General features: G+C 66.2%; 24 protein-coding genes. 13 read left to right on the plus strand and 11 right to left on the minus strand.

Translation table 11 applies throughout. The features are described 5' to 3' along the window. Positions 1-9 precede the first annotated feature (9 nt). The 7 genes from OKA11_RS07240 to OKA11_RS07270 all read right to left on the minus strand — a co-directional run bounded on the left by OKA11_RS07240 (position 10) and on the right by OKA11_RS07270 (position 4,952). A complete protein-coding gene (locus OKA11_RS07240) occupies positions 10-228 on the minus strand; it encodes a hypothetical protein (protein WP_267219537.1) in 219 nt (72 codons plus the stop codon). 30 nt (positions 229-258) lie between these two features. Further along, entirely contained in the window at positions 259-600 is a 342-nt protein-coding gene (locus tag OKA11_RS07245) for a hypothetical protein (RefSeq protein WP_267219539.1), read from the minus strand. Positions 601-733: 133 nt separating this feature from the next. Next, positions 734-1,621 carry a bestrophin family protein gene (locus OKA11_RS07250; RefSeq protein WP_267219541.1) on the minus strand — a complete coding sequence of 296 codons (888 nt, stop codon included), beginning with the start codon at positions 1,619-1,621 and terminating at the stop codon, positions 734-736. Then, a complete protein-coding gene (locus OKA11_RS07255; protein ID WP_267219543.1) occupies positions 1,618-1,845 on the minus strand; it encodes a hypothetical protein in 228 nt (75 codons plus the stop codon). Before OKA11_RS07255 ends, OKA11_RS07250 begins: the two co-directional genes overlap by 4 nt. Positions 1,846-2,054: 209 nt before the next feature. Then, positions 2,055-2,180, minus strand: coding sequence for a hypothetical protein (locus tag OKA11_RS07260; protein WP_267219544.1), 126 nt, complete (start codon positions 2,178-2,180; stop codon positions 2,055-2,057). Positions 2,181-2,253: 73 nt separating this feature from the next. Further along, positions 2,254-3,234: an agmatine deiminase family protein gene (locus OKA11_RS07265; RefSeq protein WP_267219545.1), complete on the minus strand. Its 981-nt coding sequence runs from the start codon at positions 3,232-3,234 to the stop codon at positions 2,254-2,256. After that, positions 3,231-4,952 carry a M28 family metallopeptidase gene (locus tag OKA11_RS07270; RefSeq protein ID WP_267219546.1) on the minus strand — a complete coding sequence of 574 codons (1,722 nt, stop codon included), beginning with the start codon at positions 4,950-4,952 and terminating at the stop codon, positions 3,231-3,233. The genes OKA11_RS07265 and OKA11_RS07270 overlap by 4 nt, the downstream gene beginning before the upstream one ends. Before the next feature lie 118 nt (positions 4,953-5,070). Between OKA11_RS07270 and glnE the strand changes: the two genes are divergently transcribed. The 9 genes from glnE to OKA11_RS07315 all read left to right on the plus strand — a co-directional run bounded on the left by glnE (position 5,071) and on the right by OKA11_RS07315 (position 14,833). Then, complete coding sequence (gene glnE, locus OKA11_RS07275) at positions 5,071-7,791, plus strand: bifunctional [glutamate--ammonia ligase]-adenylyl-L-tyrosine phosphorylase/[glutamate--ammonia-ligase] adenylyltransferase (protein ID WP_267219547.1); 2,721 nt, start codon at positions 5,071-5,073, stop codon at positions 7,789-7,791. After that, positions 7,791-8,264: a peroxiredoxin gene (locus OKA11_RS07280; RefSeq protein WP_267219548.1), complete on the plus strand. Its 474-nt coding sequence runs from the start codon at positions 7,791-7,793 to the stop codon at positions 8,262-8,264. Before glnE ends, OKA11_RS07280 begins: the two co-directional genes overlap by 1 nt. Before the next feature lie 2 nt (positions 8,265-8,266). Further along, positions 8,267-9,142, plus strand: coding sequence for a ferritin-like domain-containing protein (locus tag OKA11_RS07285; protein ID WP_267219549.1), 876 nt, complete (start codon positions 8,267-8,269; stop codon positions 9,140-9,142). Positions 9,143-9,234: 92 nt separating this feature from the next. Further along, positions 9,235-9,945 carry a M23 family metallopeptidase gene (locus OKA11_RS07290; RefSeq protein WP_242526310.1) on the plus strand — a complete coding sequence of 237 codons (711 nt, stop codon included), beginning with the start codon at positions 9,235-9,237 and terminating at the stop codon, positions 9,943-9,945. Positions 9,946-10,088: 143 nt separating this feature from the next. Next, positions 10,089-10,316 (plus strand): ribbon-helix-helix domain-containing protein, encoded by a 228-nt coding sequence (locus OKA11_RS07295; RefSeq protein WP_267219550.1) that lies wholly within the window; start codon positions 10,089-10,091, stop codon positions 10,314-10,316. Positions 10,317-10,453: 137 nt separating this feature from the next. Beyond that, positions 10,454-11,815, plus strand: coding sequence for a M48 family metalloprotease (locus tag OKA11_RS07300; protein WP_267219552.1), 1,362 nt, complete (start codon positions 10,454-10,456; stop codon positions 11,813-11,815). 114 nt (positions 11,816-11,929) lie between these two features. Continuing rightward, entirely contained in the window at positions 11,930-12,676 is a 747-nt protein-coding gene (locus tag OKA11_RS07305; RefSeq protein WP_267219553.1) for a DsbA family protein, read from the plus strand. Positions 12,677-12,783: 107 nt separating this feature from the next. Next, on the plus strand, positions 12,784-13,947 hold the full coding sequence (locus tag OKA11_RS07310; RefSeq protein WP_142636434.1) for a sensor histidine kinase: 1,164 nt from the start codon (positions 12,784-12,786) through the stop codon (positions 13,945-13,947). Between the two features lie 88 nt (positions 13,948-14,035). Further along, positions 14,036-14,833: a LytR/AlgR family response regulator transcription factor gene (locus OKA11_RS07315; RefSeq protein ID WP_142636436.1), complete on the plus strand. Its 798-nt coding sequence runs from the start codon at positions 14,036-14,038 to the stop codon at positions 14,831-14,833. A gap of 109 nt (positions 14,834-14,942) precedes the next feature. Here the strand turns inward: OKA11_RS07315 and OKA11_RS07320 are convergent, their stop codons facing one another. Further along, the gene (locus OKA11_RS07320; RefSeq protein ID WP_267219554.1) at positions 14,943-15,749 is read right to left on the minus strand and encodes a 3'(2'),5'-bisphosphate nucleotidase CysQ; all 807 of its coding nucleotides are present in this window, start codon (positions 15,747-15,749) and stop codon (positions 14,943-14,945) included. Between the two features lie 189 nt (positions 15,750-15,938). Between OKA11_RS07320 and sucC the strand changes: the two genes are divergently transcribed. The 4 genes from sucC to OKA11_RS07340 all read left to right on the plus strand — a co-directional run bounded on the left by sucC (position 15,939) and on the right by OKA11_RS07340 (position 20,105). Continuing rightward, positions 15,939-17,141 (plus strand): ADP-forming succinate--CoA ligase subunit beta, encoded by a 1,203-nt coding sequence (gene sucC, locus OKA11_RS07325; RefSeq protein WP_142636440.1) that lies wholly within the window; start codon positions 15,939-15,941, stop codon positions 17,139-17,141. A 336-nt stretch (positions 17,142-17,477) separates the two neighbouring features. Beyond that, positions 17,478-18,224 carry an electron transfer flavoprotein subunit beta/FixA family protein gene (locus tag OKA11_RS07330; protein ID WP_267219555.1) on the plus strand — a complete coding sequence of 249 codons (747 nt, stop codon included), beginning with the start codon at positions 17,478-17,480 and terminating at the stop codon, positions 18,222-18,224. Beyond that, positions 18,224-19,153, plus strand: a complete 930-nt coding sequence (locus OKA11_RS07335) for an electron transfer flavoprotein subunit alpha/FixB family protein (protein WP_267219557.1) — start codon at positions 18,224-18,226, stop codon at positions 19,151-19,153. Before OKA11_RS07330 ends, OKA11_RS07335 begins: the two co-directional genes overlap by 1 nt. 94 nt (positions 19,154-19,247) lie before the next feature. Then, entirely contained in the window at positions 19,248-20,105 is an 858-nt protein-coding gene (locus OKA11_RS07340) for an energy transducer TonB (RefSeq protein ID WP_267219558.1), read from the plus strand. A 42-nt stretch (positions 20,106-20,147) separates the two neighbouring features. Here OKA11_RS07340 and OKA11_RS07345 read toward each other — a convergent pair whose 3' ends face one another. The 3 genes from OKA11_RS07345 to OKA11_RS07355 all read right to left on the minus strand — a co-directional run bounded on the left by OKA11_RS07345 (position 20,148) and on the right by OKA11_RS07355 (position 25,456). After that, the gene (locus OKA11_RS07345) at positions 20,148-20,693 is read right to left on the minus strand and encodes a GNAT family N-acetyltransferase (protein WP_267219559.1); all 546 of its coding nucleotides are present in this window, start codon (positions 20,691-20,693) and stop codon (positions 20,148-20,150) included. After that, entirely contained in the window at positions 20,690-21,910 is a 1,221-nt protein-coding gene (locus OKA11_RS07350; protein WP_267219560.1) for a DUF445 domain-containing protein, read from the minus strand. The genes OKA11_RS07345 and OKA11_RS07350 overlap by 4 nt, the downstream gene beginning before the upstream one ends. Before the next feature lie 96 nt (positions 21,911-22,006). Then, the gene (locus OKA11_RS07355) at positions 22,007-25,456 is read right to left on the minus strand and encodes an efflux RND transporter permease subunit (protein WP_267219561.1); all 3,450 of its coding nucleotides are present in this window, start codon (positions 25,454-25,456) and stop codon (positions 22,007-22,009) included. Positions 25,457-25,468: the final 12 nt, after the last annotated feature.

The raw sequence follows: 25,468 nt of genomic DNA on the forward strand, positions 1-25,468 counted from the left end.
GCGACGGCTTCAGCGCGGCAGGGTGCGATCCCCGCGCGCTTGAATCCGTCGCGCCTTGGCTCGTCCAGCCGCTGCCACCAGAACGCTGCTGCTCAGCAAGATACCCGAGACGAGCAGGCCCACCGCGACGAGCCCGGGCGGGCTGAAATCGGTGCGGGCATCAAGTTCCACCCACTTGCCCAGCCGTATGCTGGCACGGGCGGTCTGGCGATCCTTGGAAAGACGCATCACGGCTCCTTGGCGGGAATTGCGTGAAGGTTAGCCTTCCTGCGCCAGTCGATCCAGCCACGCCTGCGCCTGCTTGGGCTCGCCCACGGCATGCGACTGCACCGGCCCGCGCGCGGCGAGGAATTCCGCGTGGAGTGCAAACGGCTCCATGTCGAGCTGGTCGCGCAGCTGGTCGATCTCGTCGGCCAGTTCGGCAAGGCCGTCCACCAGCGGCGCGGCCTTGGCGCGGGCCTGCTTGTCCTTGTTGTGGCCGAACAGTCCCCACTGCCCCGCGGCCGTGACCCTGAGCGCTGCGACCAGCGCGGCGCGGTATTCGCTTTCGAGTTCGGCGCGGCGGGTGTCCATGCGCTCAAGACGGTCTATTTTGGCCATGGACCGCCTCTAGAGCATTTTCCGATCTGATTGAATCAGATCGGGCTCTCCAGAGTCTTTGTTTTCCGCGTTTTTCCGAGTCACTGCGTGTTCCACTCCGTTCGAAAAACGCTCTAGAGCGTTTTGGCAGCAATCACCACAGGATGCCGTGCTTGTCCGGCAGCACCGGCGGCGGGGCTTCCTCGCCGATGGACTGGAGCAGGTCGATCTCGATGGTGCGGCACATCGCGTTGAGCGGCAGGTCGTGCACGGTATTGGCGAAGGGATCGACCAGATCGTCGCCGATCGCCAGCACCGCCAGGAACATCACCCCCGCCAGCGTCGAGCCCAGCGGCGTCGCCACGCCCAGCGTCTCGACCAGGCCGATCGGCAGCAGGATGCAGAACATGTGCGTGAAGACGGTGGGGAAGAAGCGGTACTGGTAGGGCAGCGGCGTGTTCTTCAGCCGCTCCATGCCGCCCTGGGCATTGGCGATGTCCACCAGCACGGCTTCCATCTGGGTCTGCTGGATGGTGTCGATCCAGCCCTTGCGACGCGCCTCGTCGATGCGGCGGCCGGTATCGTCGAGAATGCCGTTGGCGATGTTGGTGCGCTCCAGCGAGGCATCGGCATCCCCGCGCGAGAGCATGCGCAGCACTTCGGCATCGGGCTTGATGCGGCGCAGCTGGCAGCGCAGCGCGTTGACGTAGGCGATCTGGCGCAGCACCACCCGGCGCTTCAGCTCGGCCGCGTCCGGGTCGGGCATGAAATTGCGCGCGGCACGGGCGATGTTGCGGCTGGCATTGATCATCAGCCCCCAGAGGCCGCGCCCTTCCCACCAGCGCTGATAGGCCGAATTGCTGCGGAAGCCGAGGAACAGCGCCAGCGCCGAGCCGAACAGCGTCACCGGCAGTTCGGGCGCATGGAACGGCAGCATGAAGTACGTCACCGTGACGATGACGTCCCAGACGAACAGCAGGGTAATCGGCTTCCAGATCTCGCGCAGGATCTGGACGGGTTGCAGCGAAGGGGTAACGATCATCGCTTGATGGATTCCTCCGGACGCAGGGCCCCGGCGTCAGCCTTGCCGGTGGCGGCATGAGAGAGCGCGACCGAAGTTCCCGAAACCGGCCGCAGGGTGAACCATTCGGCCCTGTCGACGGCTACCAGGAAGCCCAGCACGCCCAGGCCGAACAGCAATAGCAGAAAATTCCCGATCAGCGATTGGCGAAGACGCGCCCGCTCGGCTTCGGTCGTGGGTTGCATGGGGTATCTCCAGTTCAAATCGCGTGAACGCTTAGATTGGGAGACGATGATTTCGGTTGCATCGACCGATCGTGACAATTCGTTGCTGCGATGCAGCAGACACGATGTGCAGTGCAGCAGAAACGATAAGACGAAATCGGGTGCGGCAAACGTTTTGAAACAGAATGAAAAATATGCGGCCTTATGTGCCTTCGGCACGGATGCCGGGCTCAGAAGGGCAGTTCGGCCCTGGCGAGAATGAGCGCCAGTGCGCAGCCGCACACGACCATGGCGCGCAGAATCTCTGCCGGAACGGCAGGGCGGGCGATGGGGGCGAGGGCGATAAGGCGGGCCATGAAAGCAGTCATGCGCCGGACGAGGTTGCCAATCGGTTAAAGAGGCGGGGAGCGCGTGGCTCCCCGCTACTCCTTACTTCGAGGGCATCTGCTGGCTGGAGCAGTGGAACGAACCGCCACCGGCCAGAACCGCGTCAGCCATCACGCCCACGGTGTCGCGGTCGGGGAACAGCTCGGCGATGGCGGCGATGCCGTCCGCGTCATGCTCGGTGCCGTAGATCGGCACGACCACCAGCTTCGAGGTGATCGCGAAGTTCATGTAGCTGGCCGGCTCGATCCGGCCGTCCGACTCGACGCGGCCCGGCGAGGGCACTTCGCGCACGACAACCCCCATCGCCTCGGCGCGGGCCTTGGCATCGGCGTAGATCGCGGCGTTGGGATCATTCACCCCGGTCGCGCGCGGCAGCGCCAGCACGTTGGGCGCCACGAACCGCGCCAAGTTGTCGACATGGCCGTCGGTATGGTCGTTGATCAGGCCCTCGCCCAGCCACAGCACGCGGTCGTACCCCAGATCGCGCTTCAGCCGCATTTCCAGATCATCGCGGCTCAGGTGCGGGTTGCGGTTGGGGTTGAGCAGGCACTGCTCGGTGGTGGCGACAAGGCCGGTGCCGTCGCCGTCCAGCGCGCCGCCTTCCAGGATCCAGTCCGAAGTTTCCACCTCCAGCCCGGCATCCTGCGCCAGTTCCGCGCCGATTTCCTGGTCCCCGTCCATCAGGTACTTGCCGCCCCAGCCGTTGAAGCCGAAGCGCATGGCTTTCAGCGCACCCGTGCCGTCGGCACAGACCAGCGGCCCGGTATCGCGCAGCCAGACGTCGCCGTAGCGGCGCACTTCCAGCTTTACCCTGGCGGAGACCAGCGAGGCCGCGCGCGCACGGTTGGCCTCGTCGCGCACGATCAGGCGCACTTCCTGCCCCGATTCGGCCACGGCCGAGGCGAACTCGGCCATCTGCACTTGCGCGGCTTCCAGAAAGCCCGGCCATTCCACCGGGTCATGCGGGAAGCCGATCCAGATCCAGTCCTGCGGATGCCATTCGGGGGGAAGGGCGAAAGTCACTTGTGGCAGCCTCCTTGAGCCGCCGCGCAAGCCTTGTCGCGGATCGCGCGGAATTCGTCGGTTTCGTGCCAGTTCGGCCAGAGGTCCGAATCGGCAAGCGTGCGGCCGAGCCGATAGTAGAGCCCTGCGGTCTGGGCAATGCCGTCCCAGTTCCAGCTTTCCGAGTATTCGTCCTTGGGGCCGTGGTAGCGGTTCGAGTTGTAGTCCTCGCTGGCCGCATCGCCGGCCGCCTTGCCGCCGTCCACCCAGTCGGTGCTGGCGGCAATGTCGAACATCGGCACGCCGCGCTTGGCCATCGAGAAGTGGTCGGAGCGGTAGTAGTAGCCGCGCTCGGTGTGTTCCTCGGCCGCTTCGGTCAGGCCCTCGTCCACCAGTTCATCGCGGAAGATCGCGGTGAGGTCGGACTTGTCGCCCCCGGTCATCGCATAGGAGCGCGTGCGGCTGCCCGGCATCAGCGCGTCCATGTTGACGCCGCCGACCGTGTGGTCGAACGGATAGACCGGGTTGGCGGCGTAGAATTCGGAACCGAGCAGGCCCGATTCCTCCAGCGTCACCGCCACGAAGACCTGGCTGCGCGCCGCCGGATGTCCGTCAGCATTGGCCTTGCTGTTCGCCTCGGCGATCGCGGCCAGCGCGGCGACGCCGGTGGCATTGTCGACCGCGCCGTTGCAGATGCCGTCGCCGGTCTTGTCCGGCGTGCAGTGGCCAAGGTGGTCCCAGTGCGCCGAATAGAGCACGTATTCATCCGGGCGCAGCTTGCCCGGCAGCACGCCGACGACGTTGTGCGAGGTGGAGCGGCGGATGGCGTTGTCGAAGCCGAAGCTGACCTTGAGGCCCAGCGGCACCGGCTTGAAGCCCTTGTGCCTTGCAGCCGCCGACAGCGCGGCGAGATCCTGGCCCGAGGCCTTGAGGATCGCCTCGGCAACCGGCTTCTGGATCCAGCCATTGGCGGCGGTCTGGTCCATGTCGTCGTTCGGGGTGGCGACGCGGTACTGCGCGCCGGTCCAGCTCGAATTGACGACGTTCCAGCCATAGGCGGCGGGGAAGGTGTCATGCACGATCAGCGCGGCGGTCGCCCCCTGACGCGCGGCTTCCTCGAACTTGTAGGTCCAGCGGCCGTAATAGGTCATGCGGCGACCCTTGAACGGGCCTTCCTCGGTGGCGGCGTCATAGTCGGCATCGTTGACCAGGATGACCGCGGTCTTCCCGTGCATGTCGATCCCGGCATAGTCGTTCCAGCCCAGTTCCGGCGCATTGATGCCGTAGCCGACGAAGACCAGTTCGCTGTCCTTGATGCGGGTCTGCGGCGTCACGCGGTAGCTGGCGGCCACATAATCGTCGCCGAACCGGAACGAGAGCGGCAGCTTGCTGCCCGTCACCGTCAACGCGGAATGGTTGCTGCCGGTGATCTCCACGGTGGGCACGTCCTGCAGCCACTGGCCCTTGTTGCCCGGCTGGAGCCCGGCCTTCTTGAACGCGGCGATAATGGTGTCCAGCACCTTGGGCTCCGCACTGGTGCTGGGCGCGCGGCCTTCGAAGTCGTCCGAAGACAGCGTCTTCACCAGCCCCTTCATCGTGTCCACCGAAAGCTGCGGTGCCGGCTCGGCGGTCATCGGCGGCGGCGGCAGGGCGGTGCCCTTGGGTAGCTTGGGCGCGGCGACGGCGGCCGTGCCGAGGCACAGCGCAGCAGTGGCAAGCAGGGAAGCGGTGCGTTTCATTGTCTGTGCGGACCTGTTGTATTTTGGGATGACCGGCCTCGTGCCAGAGGCAGGCGGCAGGCACAAGGCGAAGCCGACACGCTTGCCCTCACGCTCGCGCTTGGGCAGGAACCCCGGCATGGATGCCCAACTGCAAGCCGACTGGACCGGCGCGATCGAACGCGCCCGCGCCCACGCCCCTTACCTCGCCTCGCTGCTGAACCGGCATCCGGATCTCGCCGCGCTGCTGGCCGAGGGCAAGGGCGAGGAAGCGCTGGCCTTCGCCCGCACTATCGGCAGCGGCACCGACGATGTCGGGATCGCGCTGCGGCGCGAGAAACAGGCCATGGCGCTCGCCCTCGGCATCGGCGACCTGGCCGGAGCCTTCCCCCTGCTGCGCGTCACCGGCGAGCTTTCGGCGCTGGCCGACCGCGCGCTCGATGGCGCCATTGCCGAAGGTATCCGCCGCCGCGTGCCCGATGCGGAGCCTGCCGGTTTCCTGGCCCTTGCGCTCGGCAAGCACGGCGCGGGCGAGCTCAACTACAGTTCGGACATCGATCCGATCCTGCTGTTCGATCCCGAACTGCTCCCCCGCCGCGAGCGGGACGAACCGGGCGAGGCCGCCCAGCGCGTCGCCCGCGCGGTGGTGGAAACGCTCGGCAAGGTCACCGACCACGGCTACGTCTTCCGCATCGACTTGCGCCTGCGCCCGGCCTCCGAAGTCAGCCCGTTGGCGATCTCGATCAACGGCGCGCTCAGCCATTACGAATCCTCCGCGCTGGCGTGGGAACGCGCCGCCTTCATCCGCGCCCGCGCCTGTTCGGGCGACATCGCCGCGGGCGAGGCCTTCCTTTCCGCGATCCGCCCCTTCGTCTGGCGCAAGAGCCTGGACTTCGGCGCGATCGCCGAGATCGGCCGCCTCACCGCGCAGATCCGCGCCAATACGCGCGGCAGCGCCACGGTCGGCCCCGGCTTCGACCTCAAGAAAGGGCGCGGCGGCATTCGCGAGGTGGAGTTCTACGCGCAGACCCACCAACTGATTCACGGCGGCCGCAACCCCGCGCTGCGCCTGCGCGGCACCCGCGCCACGCTGAGTGCCCTCGCCGAAGCCGGACTGGTCCCCGCCGAGGACGCCCGCCTGCTCGGTGAAAGCTACGACCGCCTGCGCACCATCGAGCACCGCCTGCAGATGGTGCAGGACCAGCAGACCCATGCCCTGCCGATGCGGCCCGAGGCGCTGGACGCCGTGGCCCGGCTCGACGGGTTGCCCGATGGCGAGACCCTGCTCGGCGAACTGCGCGCGATCACCGATGCCGTGGGCGAGCGCTACGATGCGCTGGTCATGGCCCAGACCCCGCTCGGCCCCACCACGCAAGTCGCCATGCCCGCGCAGGATGACCTGCGCGACGAACTGGCCGGACTCGGGCTTGCCGATGCCGAGACGATGGCCCAGCGCGTCGAAGGCTGGCTTTCCGGCGGCATGCGGGCGCTGCGTTCGGACGCGGCGCGTGCCGCCTTCGCCGCCGTGCGCGCCGATCTCTTCGCCGCGCTGGCCGCCGCCCCCGAACCCGAGCGCGCCTTTGCCCGCTTCGAGAAGCTGCTCAACAACCTGCCTTCCGCGATCAACCTGTTCCGCCTGCTGGAAGCGCGGCCCGCGCTGCTGGAGCGGCTGGCGCGCATCCTCAGCCTCGCGCCCACGCTGGCCGACGCCCTGGCCCGGCGCGCCGACCTGCTCGACCCGCTGATCGACGCCAGCGCCTTCGACCTGCCCGGTGCGGTGGAGGAACTGGTGGCCGAGTTCAGCCAGTTCGAGGCCGGGGCCGACTACGAACAGAAGCTGGGCACCGTGCGCCGCAAGGTCGGCGATCGCCGCTTTGCCCTCGGCGTCCAGCTGATCGAGGGCGCCAACGACCCGCTCGACATCGGCCATGCCCTCGCCCGCATCGCCGAGGCCGCGCTGGTGGTGCTGACCGAGGCGGCGCTGGCGGAATTCCGCGAGGTCCACGGGCACGTCGCCGGCAGCGAACTGGTGGTGCTAGGGCTTGGAAGGATGGGGGGCGGGGTGCTTACCCATGCCTCCGACCTTGACCTCATCTACCTGTTCACCGGCGAATTCGCGGGCGAATCGGACGGGCGGCGGCCCTTGGGCGCCACGCTCTACTACAACCGCCTGTCACAGCGGGTGACCGCCGCGCTGTCGGTGCCGACCGCCGAGGGCGCGCTCTACGAAGTCGACACCCGGCTGCGCCCCTCGGGCGAGCAGGGACCGCCCGCCGCCAGCCTCGACAGCTTCACCCGCTACCAGCAGGAACAGGCCTGGACCTGGGAACACATGGCATTGTGCCGGGCCCGCGCGCTTTACGGCTCGGCGCCGGCGCGCGGCGAACTCGGCGCGGTGATCCGCGGCGTGCTTGCCGCCCCGCGCGACGTGGCCAAGCTGAAGACCGACGTGCTGGACATGCGCGCGAAGATGGCCGGGCACAAACCCGCCAAGGGCCCGCTCGACGTCAAGCTCATGCGCGGCGGGCTGGTCGACCTCGAATTCCTCGTCCACTTCATCCAGCTCGGCACCGGGCGCGGCCTCGATCCCGATCTCGGCGCGGCGCTGCAGTTGCTGGTGGCGGACGGCCTGCTGCCGGCCTCCCTGGTGGAAGCGCACGACGTGATGACGCGCCTGCTGGTGGCCGGACGGCTGTTCGCCCCCGATACCCAGGTGCCGGGCAAACCCTCCTGCATGGCGCTGGAACGCGCCTGCGGCTATGGCACCTGGCAAGACCTTGAAGCCGCCCTTGCCCTCTCCCGCGCGCACGTCGCCGCGAGCTGGCGCGAGACCTTCGGCGAAACACTGGAGATCCTTTGATGAGCACCCGTCCCGCCGCCGGCGACCCGTTCCCCGACATCGCCATGGAAACGCCCGATGGCGGCAGCGTGAAGGCTTCAGACTTCGCCGGCCGCAAGCTGGTGGTGTTCTTCTACCCCAAGGACAACACCCCCGGCTGCACCACCGAGAATCTCGATTTCTCGGCCCTGAAGGGGGAATTCGATGCGGCCGGAGTGGCGCTGCTGGGCGTCAGCAAGGATACGGCAAAGAAGCACCAGAACTTCATCGCCAAGCACGACCTCAAGGCCCCGCTCGCCAGCGATGCCGAGGAAGGCGGCCTGTCCGACGCGCTCGGCATCTGGACCGAGAAGCAGAACTATGGCCGCACCTATATGGGCATGGTCCGCACCACCTACCTGATCGGACCGGACGGCACGATCGCCCGCATCTGGGACAAGGTGAAAGTGAAGGACCACGCCGCGCAAGTGCTCGAGGCCGCGAAAGCGCTCTGACCATGTCGCCGACAATACCCAATGTTGCCGTACCCAGTGTTGCCGCAGCCATCCGCGAAGTGCTGCTCGAATCCGACCCCCGCGCCAAGGTCATGGCCACCCGCAAGGTCGCCCGCGACTGGCGGCTGGGCCGGCTCGCCTATGCCTTCGATGTCGCCATGCCCGACGAACCGGGCCGCCCGGACGCGCCCGAACTGCTGCCGCCGGGCCGCATGCCCAAGCGCGGCAAGGGCGGTTCGGAGCGCGGGCGGATCGCGCTGTGGCACGCCCTGGCGCATATCGAATTTGTCGCCATCGACCTCGCGCTCGACATGGCCGGGCGCTTCGGCGGCGAGATGAACCCCGGTTTTGTCGGCGATTTCCTCTCGGTCGCGGCCGACGAGGCGCTGCACTTCGCGCTGATCGACCGGCACTTGCGCACGATGGGCAGCCACTACGGCGCGCTCCCGGCGCACAGCGGACTGTGGGAAGCGGCCGGCAACACCCGGCACGATGTCGCCGCGCGGCTCGCAGTGGTGCCGATGGTGCTCGAAGCGCGCGGGCTCGACGTCACTCCGGCTACGCTCGAACGGGTCCGCAACCTCGGCGACGAACGCGGCGCACGCATCCTCGAGAGAATCCTTGACGACGAAATCCGGCACGTCCGTTTCCGATCAACACATTTCGCCGCATGGGCCGAAACGATGAATGGAGAGCCTGCCGACCTCTGGAAAACCCTTGTTTCCCGCCATTTTGGCGGCGCCGTTAAGCCACCGTTCAACGACTCGGCGCGCCTCGCTGCCGGTTTATCGCGGGATTTCTACCTTGGGGTTGTCTGTCAGCAATCGATCGGCATAACTCCAACTCGCGAGACGGCGGGGGGTTCCGACCATCTCTAAAACTAGGGTTCGCGGCGCGCCTCACGGTGCGCCAGTGATAAATACAAGCGTCGTGTCCTTTGCGGATTTCGGCGGATAACAAGGTATTACGAGTGGTCGTCACGAAACTCATTGCCAAGTTCCGCACGGTAACCGCCACGGTTGCGTTCGCGGGTCTTTCCCTGGCAGCCCATCCCGCCATGGCCAACAGCGCCGCCGCCGACATCTCGGGCCCGCAACGCGCCGCCCAGTCGGCCAGCCAGTCCGCCAGCGGCGGTGAGGACGAACAGTTCCGCACCCTCTTCAGCTCCTGGCAGAACTACGAGGAAACCGGTCTTGCCGCCGCCAAGGCCAAGCCCGCGATCCCCGGCACCGCCCGCCTTTCGGGCGTCGCGGTTCCCTCGCGCACCCCGCTGGAAGGCCTGAAGCTCACCAGCAGCTTCGGCATGCGCGAACACCCCATTTTCGGCGGTCGCCGCGCCCACAAGGGCATCGACCTTGCCGCTCCCATCGGCACCCCGATCTACGCAACCGCTGACGGCGTCGTCGGCAAGGCTTCGTGGTTCGGCGGCTACGGCCTGTTTGTTGAACTGGAGCATGGCGGCGATCTCGAGACCCGCTACGGCCACATGTCGCGCCTTGCCGTTGCCGAAGGCCAGATGGTCCACAAGGGCGAGGTGATCGGCTACGTCGGCACCACCGGCAACTCGACCGGCCCGCACCTCCACTACGAAGTCCGCGTCGACGGTCAGGCCGTGAACCCGATCCCCTACATGCAGGGCGATCGCATGGCCGCTGCCGACAAGACCGAAATCGGCGGCTGATCACACAGGTTTCAAACCGGCCAGAGACTGCGGGAGAGACAGTCCGGTCAACGGGTTTGGAGAGGAGGGAAGAGGCGGCTTCACGGCCGCCTTTTCTTATGGCGGTTTCCCGGACCGTGGTTCCGCGCTAGCGTGCTCCGGCAATGAGTTCGCCTTACCACCCCCCGATCAAGCGTTCGGTCGAGATCGCCGGGCACAAGACCTCGATCAGCCTCGAACCGGTGTTCTGGGACATGCTGCGCGCCGCCGCCAGCGAAGCGGGGGTGCCGGTCAACGCGCTCGTCGCGCGAATCGATGCCGAACGCCTCGAGGCCGAAGTGCCGCCGGGCCTCGCCGGGGCGATCCGCGTCTGGCTGGTGTCGCAGCGCTGAGGCCCACCTTCAACCTGCGTTGCTGGCCCCGCTTGCAGGGCAACCGCGGCGTTGCGGAATGTGGCCACGCCGCCTAGGGTGCCTGCGATCCCCGGTGCTTCACGCCCGGTTCAGCGCGAGAGGTTTCAACAGCTTCCATGTCCCCCGCGCGTCTTGCCGCACTGGTCCTGAGCCTGCTTGCCCTGCTGAGCTGGTCCGCCACCCCGGCGGCCGCCCAATCGATCCTGCGCGATGCCGAGACCGAGGCCCTGCTCAAGGACATGGCCCGCCCGCTGATCGTCGCCGCCGGGCTCGATCCCGCCCATGTCGACATCGTCCTCGTCAACGATCCCTCGGTGAACGCCTTTGTCGCCGGCGGGCAGGCCGTCTACGTCAATTCGGGCCTCATCAACGAGGCCGACAAGGCCGCCCAGGTGCAAGGCGTGATCGCCCACGAACTGGGCCACGTCACCGGCGGCCATGCCGTGCTCAACCAGGGCGCGAAAAGCGCGACCAGCATCTCGCTGCTCTCGCTGCTGCTGGGCGCGGCCGCGGCCGCCGCCGGCGGCGGCGAGGCGGCGATGGGCGTCATCATGGCCGGCCAGTCCGCCGCCATGGGCAAGTACCTGGCCTATACCCGCTCGCAGGAAGCCTCGGCGGACGCCGCCGGCGCGCAGTATCTTTCGGCGGCCGGGATCAGCGGGCGCGGCTCGCTGGAGTTCTTCCAGAAGCTCCAGAACCTCGAATTCCGCTACGGCTACCGCCCGCAGGACGGCGACGAGTTCTACTCCACCCACCCTCTCACCGGCGACCGTATCCAGACCCTGCAGGACACCTACGAAAAGGATCCGGCCTGGACCAAGCCCGACGATCCCAGGATCCAGGCCCGCTACCTGCGCATGAAGGCCAAGCTGTTCGGCTATCTCGCCGAGCCGCGCGACGTGCTGCGGGTCTATCCGCTGACCGACAATTCGGTGCCCGCGCACTACGCCCGCGCTTATGCCTGGCACCGCCAGTCGGAAATGGACCGCGCCACCGCCGAGGCCGACGCCCTGCTGATGACCGATCCCGACGATCCCTATTTCCTCGAGCTCAAGGGCCAGATCCTGCTCGAATCCGGCCAGCCGAACGAAGCGCTGGTCCCCTTGCGCAAGGCCACCGAACTGACCGGCTACCAGCCGCTGATCGCCACCCTGTTCGGCCACGCCCTGATCGCGACCGAAGATCCCCAGCACTTCAAGGAAGCCGAGACGGTGCTGCGCAACGCCGCCGCGCGCGACCGCGAGAATCCCTTCACCTGGTACCAGCTCGGCACCATCTACGCCGCCAACGGCGACATGCCCCGCGCCCGCCTCGCCAGTGCCGAGCAGCAGTCGCTGTCCGGCCAGATGGACGCCGCGCTGATGAACGCGCAGGCCGCCGAAGCCGGGCTCAAGCAGGGCACGCCCGACTGGCTGCGCGCGCAGGACATCGAGATGGAAGCGCGCGGGGCACTGGAACGCGACAAGAAGCGCCGCTAGAGGCTTTGAACTGGCATTCGCGGCGCGCGAATTCCGCCGCACCGGCTCTCTCCCCGCCCGGCCACCTGCAAGCATGCCCTGACGGGTAATCGGGTGGGAGAGAGGGCCGATGCAATGACCGACACAGATCTGACGGGAATGACGAAAACGATGGGTATTGGCACCAGGATCGCCGCAACGCTGGCCGGCCTTGCAGTGGTGGGCGCAGTGGTGGGCGGCGGCGTGTGGTTCGCCGGTCCGACGATCGCCGGGCACGTGATTCACGACTATCTCGTCACCAATCCCGAAGTGCTGAACGAGGCGATGGACGCCCTCCAGCGCAAGCAGGCCAAGGCCCAGCTGGCAGGGGTCAGGCAGAGCGTGGAGACGCCCTTCCCCGGCGCCGTGCTGGGCAATCCCAACGGCACGGTAACCCTGGTCGAGTTCACCGACTATGCCTGCGGCTACTGCCGCCGCAGCCTGCCCGACGTGGCCCAGCTGCTGGCCAAGAACCCGGACCTGCGCATCGTCGTGCGCGAACTGCCGATCATCAGCCAGCACAGCGCCGCCGCGGCGCGCATGGCGCTCGCCGCGGCCGAGCAGGGCAAGTACCATCCCTTCCACGACGCCATGTTTGCCGCCGGCCAGCTCGATCCCGAATCGATCGAGGCCGCGGCCCGGCAGGCCGGTCTCGACATGGAGCGCGCCCGCAAGGTCGCCGCCAGCCCGGTGGTCGAGCAGGAACTCAGCCGCAATGTCGACGTGGCGGGCCGCCTCGGCTTCTCGGGCACCCCGAGCTGGATCGCGGGCGACCGCATGATCTCCGGCGCGGTCGGCTTCGAACAGCTGTCGCAGGCGGTGAACGAAGCGCGCGGCAGCTAGCCTGGCGGTCATCCGCTGGATTCGCGCAGGAGCGTATTTCGCATCAGCCCCGGCATCATATCTTAGGCGGATTTACGCTGCGGGCGCTTTTCGTCTAGAAAGCCCGCATGTCCGTCTTGCCGATCCAGCCCATCCCCTTCTTTGCCGACAAGGACAAGGCGTTCTGGCGCCTTCAGGCCGTGGGCTGGAGCGGGGCGATGCTGCTGCGCACGATGTCGGCAATCGCCAACAACCAGCCGATCGCCTTCCTCGTGCTGGTGCTGATCGCGACGATCACCGGCTTCTCGATCTCGCTGGTGCTCTCGGTCATCTACCGCGCGCTGTTCCGCAAGCGCGCGCTGGTCACCTGGGGCCTGACGTTCCTCGCGCTGTCGATCGCGGTCGGCCTGCATTCGTTCATCGACGCCTGGGTGGTCTCGCTGTGGCGCGCCGATGGCGACACCAATTTCACCGGCCTGTTCCTTGGCGTGTTCTACCTCGATGCGACGCTGCTGGGAGCCTGGACCGCGCTCTATTACATGGTCAACTTCTACCTCCAGGTGGAAGAGCAGAACGACCAGCTGATCCAGCTGGAGAACCAGGCGACGCAGGCCCAGCTGGCCATGCTGCGCTACCAGCTCAACCCGCATTTCCTGTTCAACACGCTGAACTCGATCTCCACCCTGGTGCTGCTCAAGCAGACCGAACCGGCCAATGCGATGCTCAGCCGCCTCTCCTCGTTCCTGCGCTACACGCTGATCAACAAGCCCTCGGCGCGGGTGACGGTGGCGACCGAGGTGGAGACGCTCAAGCTCTATCTCGACATCGAGTTGATGCGCTTCGAGGAGCGCCTGCGCACCACCTTCCAGATCGATCCCGCGACCGAGACCTGCCTGCTGCCCTCGCTGCTGCTCCAGCCGCTGGTCGAAAATGCCATCAAGTATGCCGTGACCCCGCAGGAGACCGGAGCCGAGATCACGGTGGCCACGCAACTCGTCGGGCCGATGCTTCGCATCACCGTCTCGGACACCGGGCCGGGCTTGCAAACGCCGACGACCGACAACAGGTTGTCTGGCATGACCTATGATGGAGGGGAGCCGGTATCCACCGGCGTCGGCCTGTCGAACATCCGCGATCGCCTCAGCCAAGCCTACGGCGAGAACCACCGCTTCGAGACGGTGGAGCCCGTCGAAGGCGGCTTTGCCGTGCTGATCGAGTTTCCCGCGGAACGCCAGCCCTCCCTCGAGGACATTGCAGAACCCCTGCGCCAGCCCGCTCTCGTGGGGCGATGATACGCCGGGCGATGAATCAAGGTCCGATCTCGTCGGGCGTGAAACAATTTTGGTCCCCATGCGTTTGCGGGGCCGGAGAACGTAACACATGACCATTCGCACTATCCTCGTCGATGACGAGAAACTCGCGATCCAGGGCCTTCAGATCCGTCTGGAGAAGTATCCGGACGTCGAGATCATCGACACCTGTTCCAATGGCCGCGAAGCCATCCGCAAGATCAAGACCGAAAAGCCCGACCTCGTCTTCCTCGACATCCAGATGCCCGGTTTCGACGGCTTCTCGGTGGTCAAGGGCGTCATGGAAATCGAACCGCCGCTGTTCGTCTTCGTCACCGCCTACCAGGAACACGCCGTGCGCGCCTTCGAGGCGAACGCCGTCAACTACCTGATGAAGCCGGTGGACGAGGCCAAGCTCGACGACACCCTCGCCCGCGTGCGCCAGCGCCTGGCCGAAAAGCGCTCGGCCGATGAGGCGGAAAAGCTCAAGACCGTGCTCGCCGAAGTCGCCCCCGACGCGGTCGACGCGATCCCCGAGGAAACCGACCCCAACGCGGACCGCTACGAAAAGCTCATCAACATCAAGGATCGCGGCCAGATCTTCCGGATCGACGTCGATTCGATCGAGCATATCGAAGCCGCGGGCGACTACATGTGCATCCGCACCGCCGACAACTCGCTGATCCTGCGCGAGACGATGAAGGACCTCGAACGCCGCCTCGACCCGCGCGTGTTCCAGCGCGTCCACCGCTCGACCATCGTCAACCTCAACCAGGTCCGCCAGGTGAAGCCGCATACCAACGGCGAGTGCTTCCTCGTGCTCGATTCGGGCGCCCAGGTGAAAGTCAGCCGCTCCTACCGCGACGTGATCGCACGCTTCGTGCACTGAAGTTTCGCGCGGACACGATTCCTTACAAACCACGTCGCCATCCCGCTTTCGCGGAAATGACGGCTCAGGATGTTTTCCGATGCGACGCGCCTTCGTTGAGGCGCGTCGTTCAGCCCTTCGGGCCGGCCGAGAACCGCGCGGCCCGGTCCGCCAGCCGCGCCACCGCAGCGCCGTGGATCGCCCGCGAGGTGCACAGCACCCCGAATGCGCGCGGGTCGTGCTTGTTGTAGTTGAGCGGCTGCCCGAAGGCGTCGGTCACTTCCGCCCCGGCCTCGCGCGCGATCAGGCCGGCGGCGGCGATGTCCCATTCGAACCCCCAGCGCAGCGTGGCGAGGATGTCCGCCTCGTCGGCACCGACCATCGCCATGCGCAGCGCGATCGAGTTGGGCTGGTCGACCAGCACGAGGTCCGCATCCTCCGCCGCCAGCTTCTTTGCCGGAACCCGCGCGCCGGGCAGCCTCTCGCGCTGGCTGGCGCGCAGCCGCACGCCGTTGCGCCAGGCGCCCTTGCCCGCCTCGGCGAACCAGAACTCGCCGCCGGCCTCGCGCGCCCGCGCCGGGGCGTAGAGATAACCAAGCAGCGGCCGCCGCGTATTCACCAGCGCCACCGAGATCGCCCAGCCGGGCCGACCGGCAATGAAATCGCGGGTGCCGTCGATCGGATCGACCAGCCAGACCAGTTCGTGCGCGGTACGGTGGTGCGAGTCGGTGGTTTCCTCGGAGAGCCAGCCCGCCGAAGGCAGCAACGCGGAGAGTTCTCGGCGCAGGAATTCGTCCACCGCCAGATCCAGCGTGCAGACCGGGCTTCCGGGGTCTTTTTCCCAGTGTTCAAGCACATGCCCGTCTCCCGGCCAGCCTGCCAGGGCGATGCGGCCTGCCTCGCGGACGATGGCTTCAAGTCTGTCGCGGTCGATCATGCACCAGCCTGCGGCTTCGGGACGGACGGTTCGGGATGCGCGGTCAGCGGGATTGCAGCCCTCGCAACGGTGTCCTTGCGCGAGGCAACGGGACTTTTCAAGCGGGCGGGGATGTGCTTATGCGGCCCGTAAAGTTCGGGGCTCCCCGCGCCGTTTCCACGGACACTCCAGCAGAAAGCGATTTCAGCGATGAACATTCACGAATACCAGGCGAAGGAACTGCTTGCGAAGTTCGGCGTCGGCATCCCGGCCGGCATCCCCGCGCTCACCGTTGAAGAAGCGGTTGCCGCCGCCAAGCAGCTGCCCGGACCGCTCTATGTCGTGAAGGCCCAGATCCACGCCGGCGGGCGCGGCAAGGGCAAGTTCAAGGAACTCGGCCCCGACGCCAAGGGCGGCGTGCGCCTCGCCAAGTCGGTTGAGGAAGTCGAGGAATTCGCCAAGGAAATGCTCGGCAACACCCTCGTCACCGTGCAGACCGGCGAAGCCGGCAAGCAGGTGAACCGCCTCTACGTGACCGACGGCGTCGACATCGCCAACGAATACTACCTGTCGATGGTCGTCGACCGCGCTTCGAGCCGCGTCGCCATGATCGTCTCGACCGAAGGCGGCATGGACATCGAGGATGTTGCCCACAACACCCCCGAGAAGATCACCACCGTCACCATCGACACCGCTGCCGGCTTCCAGGCCCACCACGGCCGTGCCGTTGCCTTCGCCCTCAAGCTCTCGGGCGAACTCAACAAGCAGGCGCAGAAGATCGCCAAGCAGCTCTACGAAGCCTTCGTCGCGCTTGACTGCGACATGCTCGAAATCAACCCGCTGGTGGAAACCAAGGACGGCAACCTGCTCGTCCTCGACACCAAGATGAGCTTCGATTCGAACGCGCTCTACCGTCACCCCGACGTGCAGGCCCTGCGCGACGAGACCGAGGAAGATCCGGCGGAAGTCGAAGCCTCGAAGTACGACCTGGCCTACATCAAGCTCGATGGCGACATCGGCTGCATGGTCAACGGCGCCGGCCTCGCCATGGCGACGATGGACATCATCAAGCTCAACGGTTCGTTCCCGGCCAACTTCCTTGACGTTGGCGGCGGCGCCACCAAGGAAAAGGTGACCGCGGCGTTCAAGATCATCCTGCGCGATCCCAACGTGAAGGGCATCCTCGTCAACATCTTCGGCGGCATCATGAAGTGCGACGTCATCGCCGACGGCATCGTCGCCGCCGCGAAGGAAGTGAACCTCTCGGTTCCGCTCGTGGTTCGCCTCGAAGGCACCAACGTCCAGCAGGGCAAGGACATCCTGGCCAACTCCGGCCTGCCGATCGTCCCCGCCAACGACCTGGGCGATGCGGCCAAGAAGATCGTGGCCGAGGTCAAGAACGTCGCCGCCTGATCGGCGTCGGTTCTTGGATCTTTCGCGATCCCGTATCGGATAATGCAGCGGCGGGGGTTTTCGGGCCCCCGCCGTTTTGCGTTTGATCGCTAGATGCCGCGGTTTCGCGTGAAGCCGATCTTTGCGGCATCATAGTAATTCTCAGGCACTGATTTCTGCCGGGGCGATGCGCATTTTCGCGGATTTGCGCTATGGCACACGCCGTGATCCCACCCTGGGCTCATCTCGTCGCCGGCGGGGCTTGACGTATACGTCAATTGCCTATTAGGCGTGCCTTGAGTGGATTTAATCGAGCGGCTAAACAGGCCGCGCCTGAAACTGAGAGGACCCGATCAGATGAAGATCCTCGTGCCCGTCAAGCGGGTGATCGACTATAACGTTAAGCCGCGCGTGAAGGCGGATGGCACGGGCGTTGACCTGGCCAACGTCAAGATGAGCATGAACCCGTTCGACGAGATCGCGGTCGAAGAAGCCATCCGCATCAAGGAAGCGGGCAAGGCGGAAGAGATCGTCGCCGTCTCGGTCGGCCCGGCCAAGGCGCAGGACACGCTGCGCACCGCGCTCGCCATGGGCGCCGACCGCGCGATCCTGATCGAGACCGATGCCGAGATCGAGCCGCTGGCCGTCGCCAAGATCCTCAAGGCGATCGTCGCCGAAGAGAATCCCGGCCTCGTGATCCTGGGCAAGCAGGCGATCGACGACGATTCGAACCAGACCGGCCAGATGCTCGCCGCGCTGCTGGGCCGCCCGCAGGGCACCTTCGCCAGCAAGGTCGAGATCGACGGTGATCACGTTGCCGTGACCCGCGAAGTCGATGGCGGTCTGGAGACCGTGAAGCTGGCGCTGCCCGCGATCGTCACCACCGACCTGCGCCTCAACGAGCCGCGCTACGCTTCGCTGCCGAACATCATGAAGGCGAAGAAGAAGCCGCTCGATGTGAAGACCTCCGCCGATTACGGCGTCGACGTGGCCCCGCGCCTCAAGACCCTCAAGGTCTCCGAGCCGCCCGTCCGCTCGGCCGGTGTCAAGGTTGCCGATGTCGATGCGCTTGTCGCCAAGCTCAAGGAACTGGGAGTAGCCTGATGAAGACGCTCGTTTGGGTCGAACACGACAATGCGTCGATCAAGGACGCAACGCTCCACACCGTCACCGCCGCTGCCAAGCTGGGTGAAGTCCACCTGCTGGTCGCAGGCGCAGGCTGCCGTGCCGCCGCCGAAGCCGCCGCGAAGATCGCCGGCGTCGCCAAGGTGCACCTGGCCGACAACGCCGCCTACGAACACGCGCTGGCCGAGAACGTCGCGCCGCTGATCGTGGAACTGATGGGCCACCACGACGCATTCCTGGCGCCCGCCACCACCACCGGCAAGAACGTCGCCCCGCGCGTCGCCGCGCTGCTCGACGTGATGCAGCTGTCGGACATCCTCTCGGTCGAGGGCGAGAAGACCTTCACCCGCCCGATCTACGCGGGCAACGCCATCGCCACCGTGGAATCGAGCGATGCCAAGCTGGTCATCACCGTGCGCGGCACCGCCTTCGAGAAGGCCGCTGCCGAGGGCGGTTCGGCTGCCATCGAAGACGTCGCCGGTGCCGGTGACGCGGGCCTCTCCAGCTTCGTGGGTGCCGAACTCGCCAAGTCGGAACGCCCGGAACTGACCAGCGCCAAGGTGATCGTCTCCGGCGGCCGCGCGCTGAAGGACTCGGAAACCTTCGAACAGGTCATCATGCCGCTGGCCGACAAGCTCGGCGCCGCCGTTGGCGCCTCGCGCGCGGCGGTCGACGCGGGCTACGTACCGAACGACTATCAGGTCGGCCAGACCGGCAAGATCGTGGCTCCGGAAGTCTACATCGCGGTCGGCATCTCGGGCGCGATCCAGCACCTTGCCGGCATGAAGGACTCCAAGACCATCATCGCCATCAACAAGGACGAGGACGCCCCGATCTTCCAGGTCGCCGACGTCGGCCTGGTGGCAGACCTGTTCACCGCTGTGCCGGAACTTACCGGCAAGCTCTGAGCGGCGTTAAAGAATTGAAATAACGAAGTCCCGGACCCGTTAGTCCGGGACTTTTCGTTGTACGCAACGATCCTGCAAGTTACCTCGTCGCAGCATGTTGAATCGCGTATTTAAAGCCTTTACGGCCCTTTCCTGTCTGAGCCTGATTTCCATGCTCACGGCACGCCCCGCAATTGCGGAAGAACCTGTCGAACTTGCTCCGCAAACGCCTTGGAACGTGGAATGGGCTGAGAATCATTGCACCCTTCAACGGGTCTTCGGCCCTGTCGATTCTCCATTCAGCCTGCGTCTGAACCTTTACGCACCCGCGGATAACTATGAGGTTCTGATGGTCGGCAAACAGTTGCGGCCGCTTCATCCTGCGATCGCAACCACCTTGGTACTGGATACCGGCATGCGTCCGCCGATGCGCATTTCCCGATGGCAAAATCCGGTAAGCGACAATCAGGAACCCGCCATACTCTTGACCCTGGAACGGGAAAACACCCAGGCCAAACGCCCCCAAGCCGTTGCTGTGGGAGCGGAATTTGGACGCACGACGCGGTTGAGGCTGGAGAGTGACGGGAAAGTTATCGTGCTGAACACAGGCCCCATGGCGCAAGTTCTGAACGCGCTGGACACATGTTCCATCGACTTGGTGGCGGAGTGGGGGCTCGATCCTGAGATTCAGAAATCGCTAAGCCGCCACGTAAAGATAAAAGGGATAGATCCGCTCAACTATCCTCTCAACAGCATGCGCAAGGGAAGCGAAGCGCGTGTGAGCATGCACATGCTCATCGATGCCGAAGGCAAACCAACGAAATGCGAGATTGCGCAGAGCTATAGCACCAAGCTGTTCGAACAGGAAGTCTGCGCCAAGATGCTGGGAACCAGATTTGAACCTGCCCTTGATGCAAACGGAATCCCCGTAGCATCGTATTTCGCAACGACGATCTCATTCGTCCTACCCTGACAAAATCCGTCAAGGTCCAACAAAGTCAATGCGCGGGCCGTGCTATCCGCCGGTCATCGAAACGCGCTCGAAAAGGTTGATCGCGCTGCCACGGCCGTCATCGGGTTCGTGGCGGCCATAACGCACGAAGCCCAGCGCCTTGGCGACGCGCTCGGAGGCTGCGTTGCCTTCCTCGATCATGCAGGCGATGCGGCGCGGGCCGTGAGTCTCGTCGAACCAGGCGATCGCGGCGCGCATGACTTCCTGCGCCAGCCCCTGCCCCCAGCAATCCTGACGGACGATCCAGCCGGCTTCCGGCGTATCGTCCATGCCCTTGCCGAAGCCGCGCCAGCTATGGAACACACCGCAGTTGGCGATGAGGTCGCGCTCGCCGGGACGGCGGACGTAGAACGTGCCGTAGCCATAGAGCGACCAGCTACCCGCATTGCGACCGAGCCGGTTGAACTGTTCCATCGGATCGGGGCTGGCGGGGCCGAGGAAGCGGCGCATGTCCTCATGGGCGAGCAGCTTGCAAAGCCCCTCCAGATCGTCCGGAGCGGGCGTCCACAGCTCGAAACGCGCGGTCTTGAGGAAAGGGCCCTGCGTCACAGCAACTGCTCCACGCCGTGGATGCACAGGCCGAACAGGCCGCCGACCAGCGTGCCGTTGATGCGGATGAACTGGAGGTCGCGGCCGACGGCACCTTCGATGCGATCGGTCACGGTGCGGGCATCCCAGCGCTTCACGGTTTCCGACACCAGCCGCACGATCTCACTCCCATAACGCGAGGCAACGCCGACCAGGGTGCGGCGCGCAAAGCGGTTGACCATGTATTGCAGCTTGCGATCCTCGCCAAGCGCCTCTCCCAGCTGGGAAAGGCTCTCGCCCAGGGCCCCGGACAGAGCCTTGTCGGGATTGCGCACGGCTTTCAGCAGCCCGGCCCGGGCGCGTTCCCACATGCCGTCGATCCACGCGCCCATCGCCGGGTTTTCGAGCAGGTCGGTCTTGATGCGCGCCACCCGCGCCTGCATCTGCGGATCGTGCCGCAGGTCCTGCGCCAGCTTCACCAGCGCCTCGTCGACCTTGGCGCGCAGCGGATGGTCGGGCTGGACGATCACTTCGGCAAGCAGCCGGTAGGCCCCGTCGAGCACGCCATTGGCAAGCCGCTCGTCCAGCCCGGTCCAGCGCATGATGGAATTGGCGCGCTGGTGGATCATCTCGCGGATCATCGGCTCATTGGCCTCGATGGCCTCGCCGATCTTGCGCAGCACGCTTTCGAGGACCGGCAGGTGCCGCCCTTCGGCGATCGCGTTCTCCAGCATCTGGCCCAGCAGCGGCGCCGCGTCGATCTTCTCGATCTGGCGGCGCAGCCCGGCTTTCACCATGCCGCCCATTTCCTCGGGATCGAGCGATTCGAGCACGTCGCCCACGAGTTGCGCCGCCCCGGCGCGGATGCGCGACTGTTCCTCGCGGCGCGGGTCGGCGAGGAAGCCGCCCAGGCTAGCGGCGATGTTGAAGCCGTTGAGCCGGCGGGCGACGACTTGCGGGGTCAGGAAATTGTCGCGCAGGAACGCCGCCATCGAATCGGCGATGCGGTCCTTGTTCTCGGGAATGATCGCGGTGTGCGGGATCGGCAGGCCCAGCGGATGGCGGAACAGCGCCGTCACCGCGAACCAGTCCGCCAGCCCGCCGACCATCGCCGCCTCGGTGAATGCGATCGCATAACCCAATGGCCCGCCCCATTCGGGGTGGTCCATCAGCAGCCGCTTCAGCACGACAAAGGCCGCCGCCATGAACAGCAGCAGCCCCGTCGCGAACAAGCGCATGCGCCGCGCCTTGTCCGCCCGATCAAGGTCTCGCCTTACCACTCGAATGCTACGCATGGGCAGCGGCAAGGTTCCTCCCCGCAATCAGGTTTGCGCTCATTCGGCAGCGATCGGCTGCGGCAGGGGATCGTGGCCATGGTCCAGTCCGTGCCCGGCGGCGTGCGCGTGGTGGGGCTCGAAGGTCAGCAGCTTGCGCCGCAGCCACGGCCCGATCCGCTTTTCGAAACCATCGGCCAGACTGAAGGCCGCCGGCACGATGACCAGCGTCAGCATCGTCGAAAGCACCAGGCCGCCGATCACCACCAGTCCCATCGGCGCGCGGAACGCCCCGTCGCCCGAAAGCGAGAGTGCGGTCGGGATCATGCCGGCGGTCATCGCGACGGTGGTCATGATGATCGGCTGCGCACGCTTGTGCCCGGCGTCCATGATCGCCGCGAGCTTGTCGACCCCCTTCTCCATCTCCTCGATGGCAAAGTCGATCAGCAGGATCGAGTTCTTGGCAACGATGCCGAGCAGCATCAGGATGCCGATATAGACCGGCATCGAGATCGGCTGCCCCACCGCCGCCAGCGCCAGCAGGCCGCCCAGCGGCGCCAGCAGGAGCGAGGCCATGTTCACCAGCGGCGAGACGAAGCGCTTGTAGAGCAGCACCAGCACCGCAAAGACCAGCATGATGCCGCTGATCACCGCGATGATGAAGTTCATGATCATCTCGCCCTGCCACTTGTCCTCGCCCACCGGCGCGTTCGAGACGCCCAGCGGCAGGTTCTTCATGATCGGCAGGTTCTGGATCTTCTCCATGATCGGGCCCTTGACCTGGCCTTCGCCAAGGTCGGCACCCACGAAGATGCGGCGCGACTGGTTGTAGCGCTGGATCTGCGTCGGCCCGGCGCCGAAGCGGATTTCGGCGACCCGCTTGAGCGGTACCGAGCCGCCGCTGGCGGTCGTGACGGGCAGGTTCTCGATCGTCGAGAAGTCACGGCGATCGGCACGGCCCAGGATCACGCGGATCGGCACCTGGCGGTCCGATAGCGAGAACTTGGCCGCATTCTGGTCGATCTCGCCCAGCGTGGCGATCCGGATCGTCTGGCTGAGCGCGGCCGTGGTGACGCCGAGTTGCGCGGCAAGGTCCGTCCGCGGCACGATCACCAGTTCCGGACGCTGGAGGTCGGCGGCGATGCGCGGGGCGACAACGCCGGGGACCGTGCGCATCTGCTCCACCAGCGTCTGCGCGGTCTTGTTGAGCAGCACCGAATCGCTGCCCGAGAGCATGACCGAGATGTCGCGGCCGCTGCCGAAGCCGCCCGACTGGGTGGCAAAGCTGACGCGGGCGTCGGGGAAGGCCTGGAGCACCGGCGCCATGCGGCGTTCGAACTCGATGCTGCTGGCCTCGCGCTCCTCGGCCGGCTTGAGCGCGATGTAGAGCGTTGCCCTCGCCTCGCGCGATGCCTCGAGGATGTGCTTCACCTCGCTCTGGCCTTCGAGCAGCCGGGTCACGCGGTGCGCGACCTTGGCGGTATCCTCGATCGTCGTGCCGGGGACCAGCTCGATGTTGACGCGGCTGGTATCGTTGTTGGTGTTGGGATTGAACTGCTGCGGCAGCCCCGCCAGCAGCGCGAACGTGACGACCAGCGCATAGATGCCCATGCAGAAGGCATAGAAGCGGTGATCGTGCATGCGCGCGATCACGCGGTTGGTGAAATAGCGATACCAGCGGCCGAAAGCGCCCACGAACCCCGCCACCCGGCGCAGCACGAAGCCGAGGGCAAAGATCGCCACGGGAATGCCCAGCGGAGCGGCCACCGCGGCCAGCACAAAGGCCGCCCCCTTGAGACCAAGCGCCTCCAGGCCCTTCTGCACGCCCATGAAGACCGCCACCGCCAGCCCGCCGCCGCCCCCAAGCAGCACCGCGAAGGCCAGCGTAGCGCCGATCGGATACCACCAGCGCAGCGGCTGGCGCACCAGAGCGGCCTTGCGGCGATGCGCCTCGCGGCTGTCGAGCGTCCAGGCGAGGACCTTCATGTAGAAGTCCATGGCCTTGCCGCCGCCATGCTCGGCATGGCCGTGCGCCTTGAGGAAGTAGGCCGCGACCATCGGCGTGATGAGACGCGCGACGGCAAGGCTCATCAGCACCGCCACCACCACGGTGAAGCCGAAGGGCTTGAAGAACTGGCCCGAGATGCCCGGCATCAGGCCCACCGGCAGGAACACCGCGACGATCGAGAACGTGGTGGCGACGACCGCCAGCCCGATCTCGTCGGCGGCGTCGATCGAGGCCTGGTAGGCCGACTTGCCCATGCGCATGTGGCGCACGATGTTCTCGATCTCGACGATCGCGTCATCGACCAGCACCCCTGCCACCAGGCTCAGCGCCAGCAGCGAGAGGAAGTTCAGCGTGAAGCCGAGCATGTCCATGAACCAGAACGTCGGGATCGCCGAAAGCGGGATCGCGATCGCCGAAACCAGCGTGGCCCGCCAGTCGCGCAGGAAGAAGAAGACGATGATGATCGCCAGCACCGCGCCCTCGACCAGCGCCTCCATCGAGCTGGTGTACTGGCCCTTGGTATAGTCGACGTCGGAGAACAGCCGGGTGATGTGGATGCCCGGGTTGTCCTTCTTGATCTTGTCGATCGCCTTCATCGCCTCGTTGTAGACGGTGAGGTCCGAGGCGCCGAGCGAGCGGCTGAACCCGAAGGTCACCACTTCGCGCCCGTTCAGGCGGGCGATGCGGGTGGGTTCGGAATAGCCGTCATAGACATGGGCGATGTCGGCCAGCTTGATCTGGCGGCCGCTGCCGAGGTTGATGCGGGTCTGCGAAAGGGCATAGGCATTGCGCGCATTGCCGAGCACGCGGACCGACTGGCGCGAACCGGCGATCTCCGCCTGGCCGCCCGCCGCATCGGTGTTGACCTGGCGCAGCACGGTGTTGACGTCGCTCGCCGTGACACCCAGCGCGACCATGCGCTGCGGATCGACGACGACGCGCATCTCGCGGTCGACACCGCCGTTACGCTCGACAGACGCCATGCCCTCGATCGCCAGCAGGCGCTTGGCGATGGTATCGTCGACGAACCAGGAGAGCTGCTCCATGGTCATGTCGTCGGCGCTCACCGAGAAGTAGGCGAGTTCGGTGCTGTTGGCCTCGACCTTGGTCACCACCGGTTCGAGGATGCCTTGCGGCAACTGGCCGCGCACCTGGTCCACCGCGTTCTTGATCTGGTTGGTGGCGACGTCGGGATCGGTGCCGATCGAGAACAGCACCACGGTCAGCGAATTGCCTTCCGAGGCGGTGGACTGGATCTCCTCCACCCCCGGGACCGAACGTACCGCCCCCTCGACGATCTGGGTGATCTGCGTCTCGATCTCGGTCGGGGCCGCGCCCGGCTGCGAGATGCTGACCCGCACGCCCGGGAACTGGATGTCGGGCATGTTGTTGACGTCCATGCGCATGAACGCAACGACGCCCGCGATCATCACCGCGATGAAGAAGACGATGGGAATGATCGGATTGCGGATCGACCAGGCCGAGACATTGCGAAGGCTCATCGCGCGATCCCG

Source organism: Novosphingobium clariflavum (assembly GCF_026420865.1).
Lineage (GTDB): Bacteria > Pseudomonadota > Alphaproteobacteria > Sphingomonadales > Sphingomonadaceae > Novosphingobium > Novosphingobium clariflavum.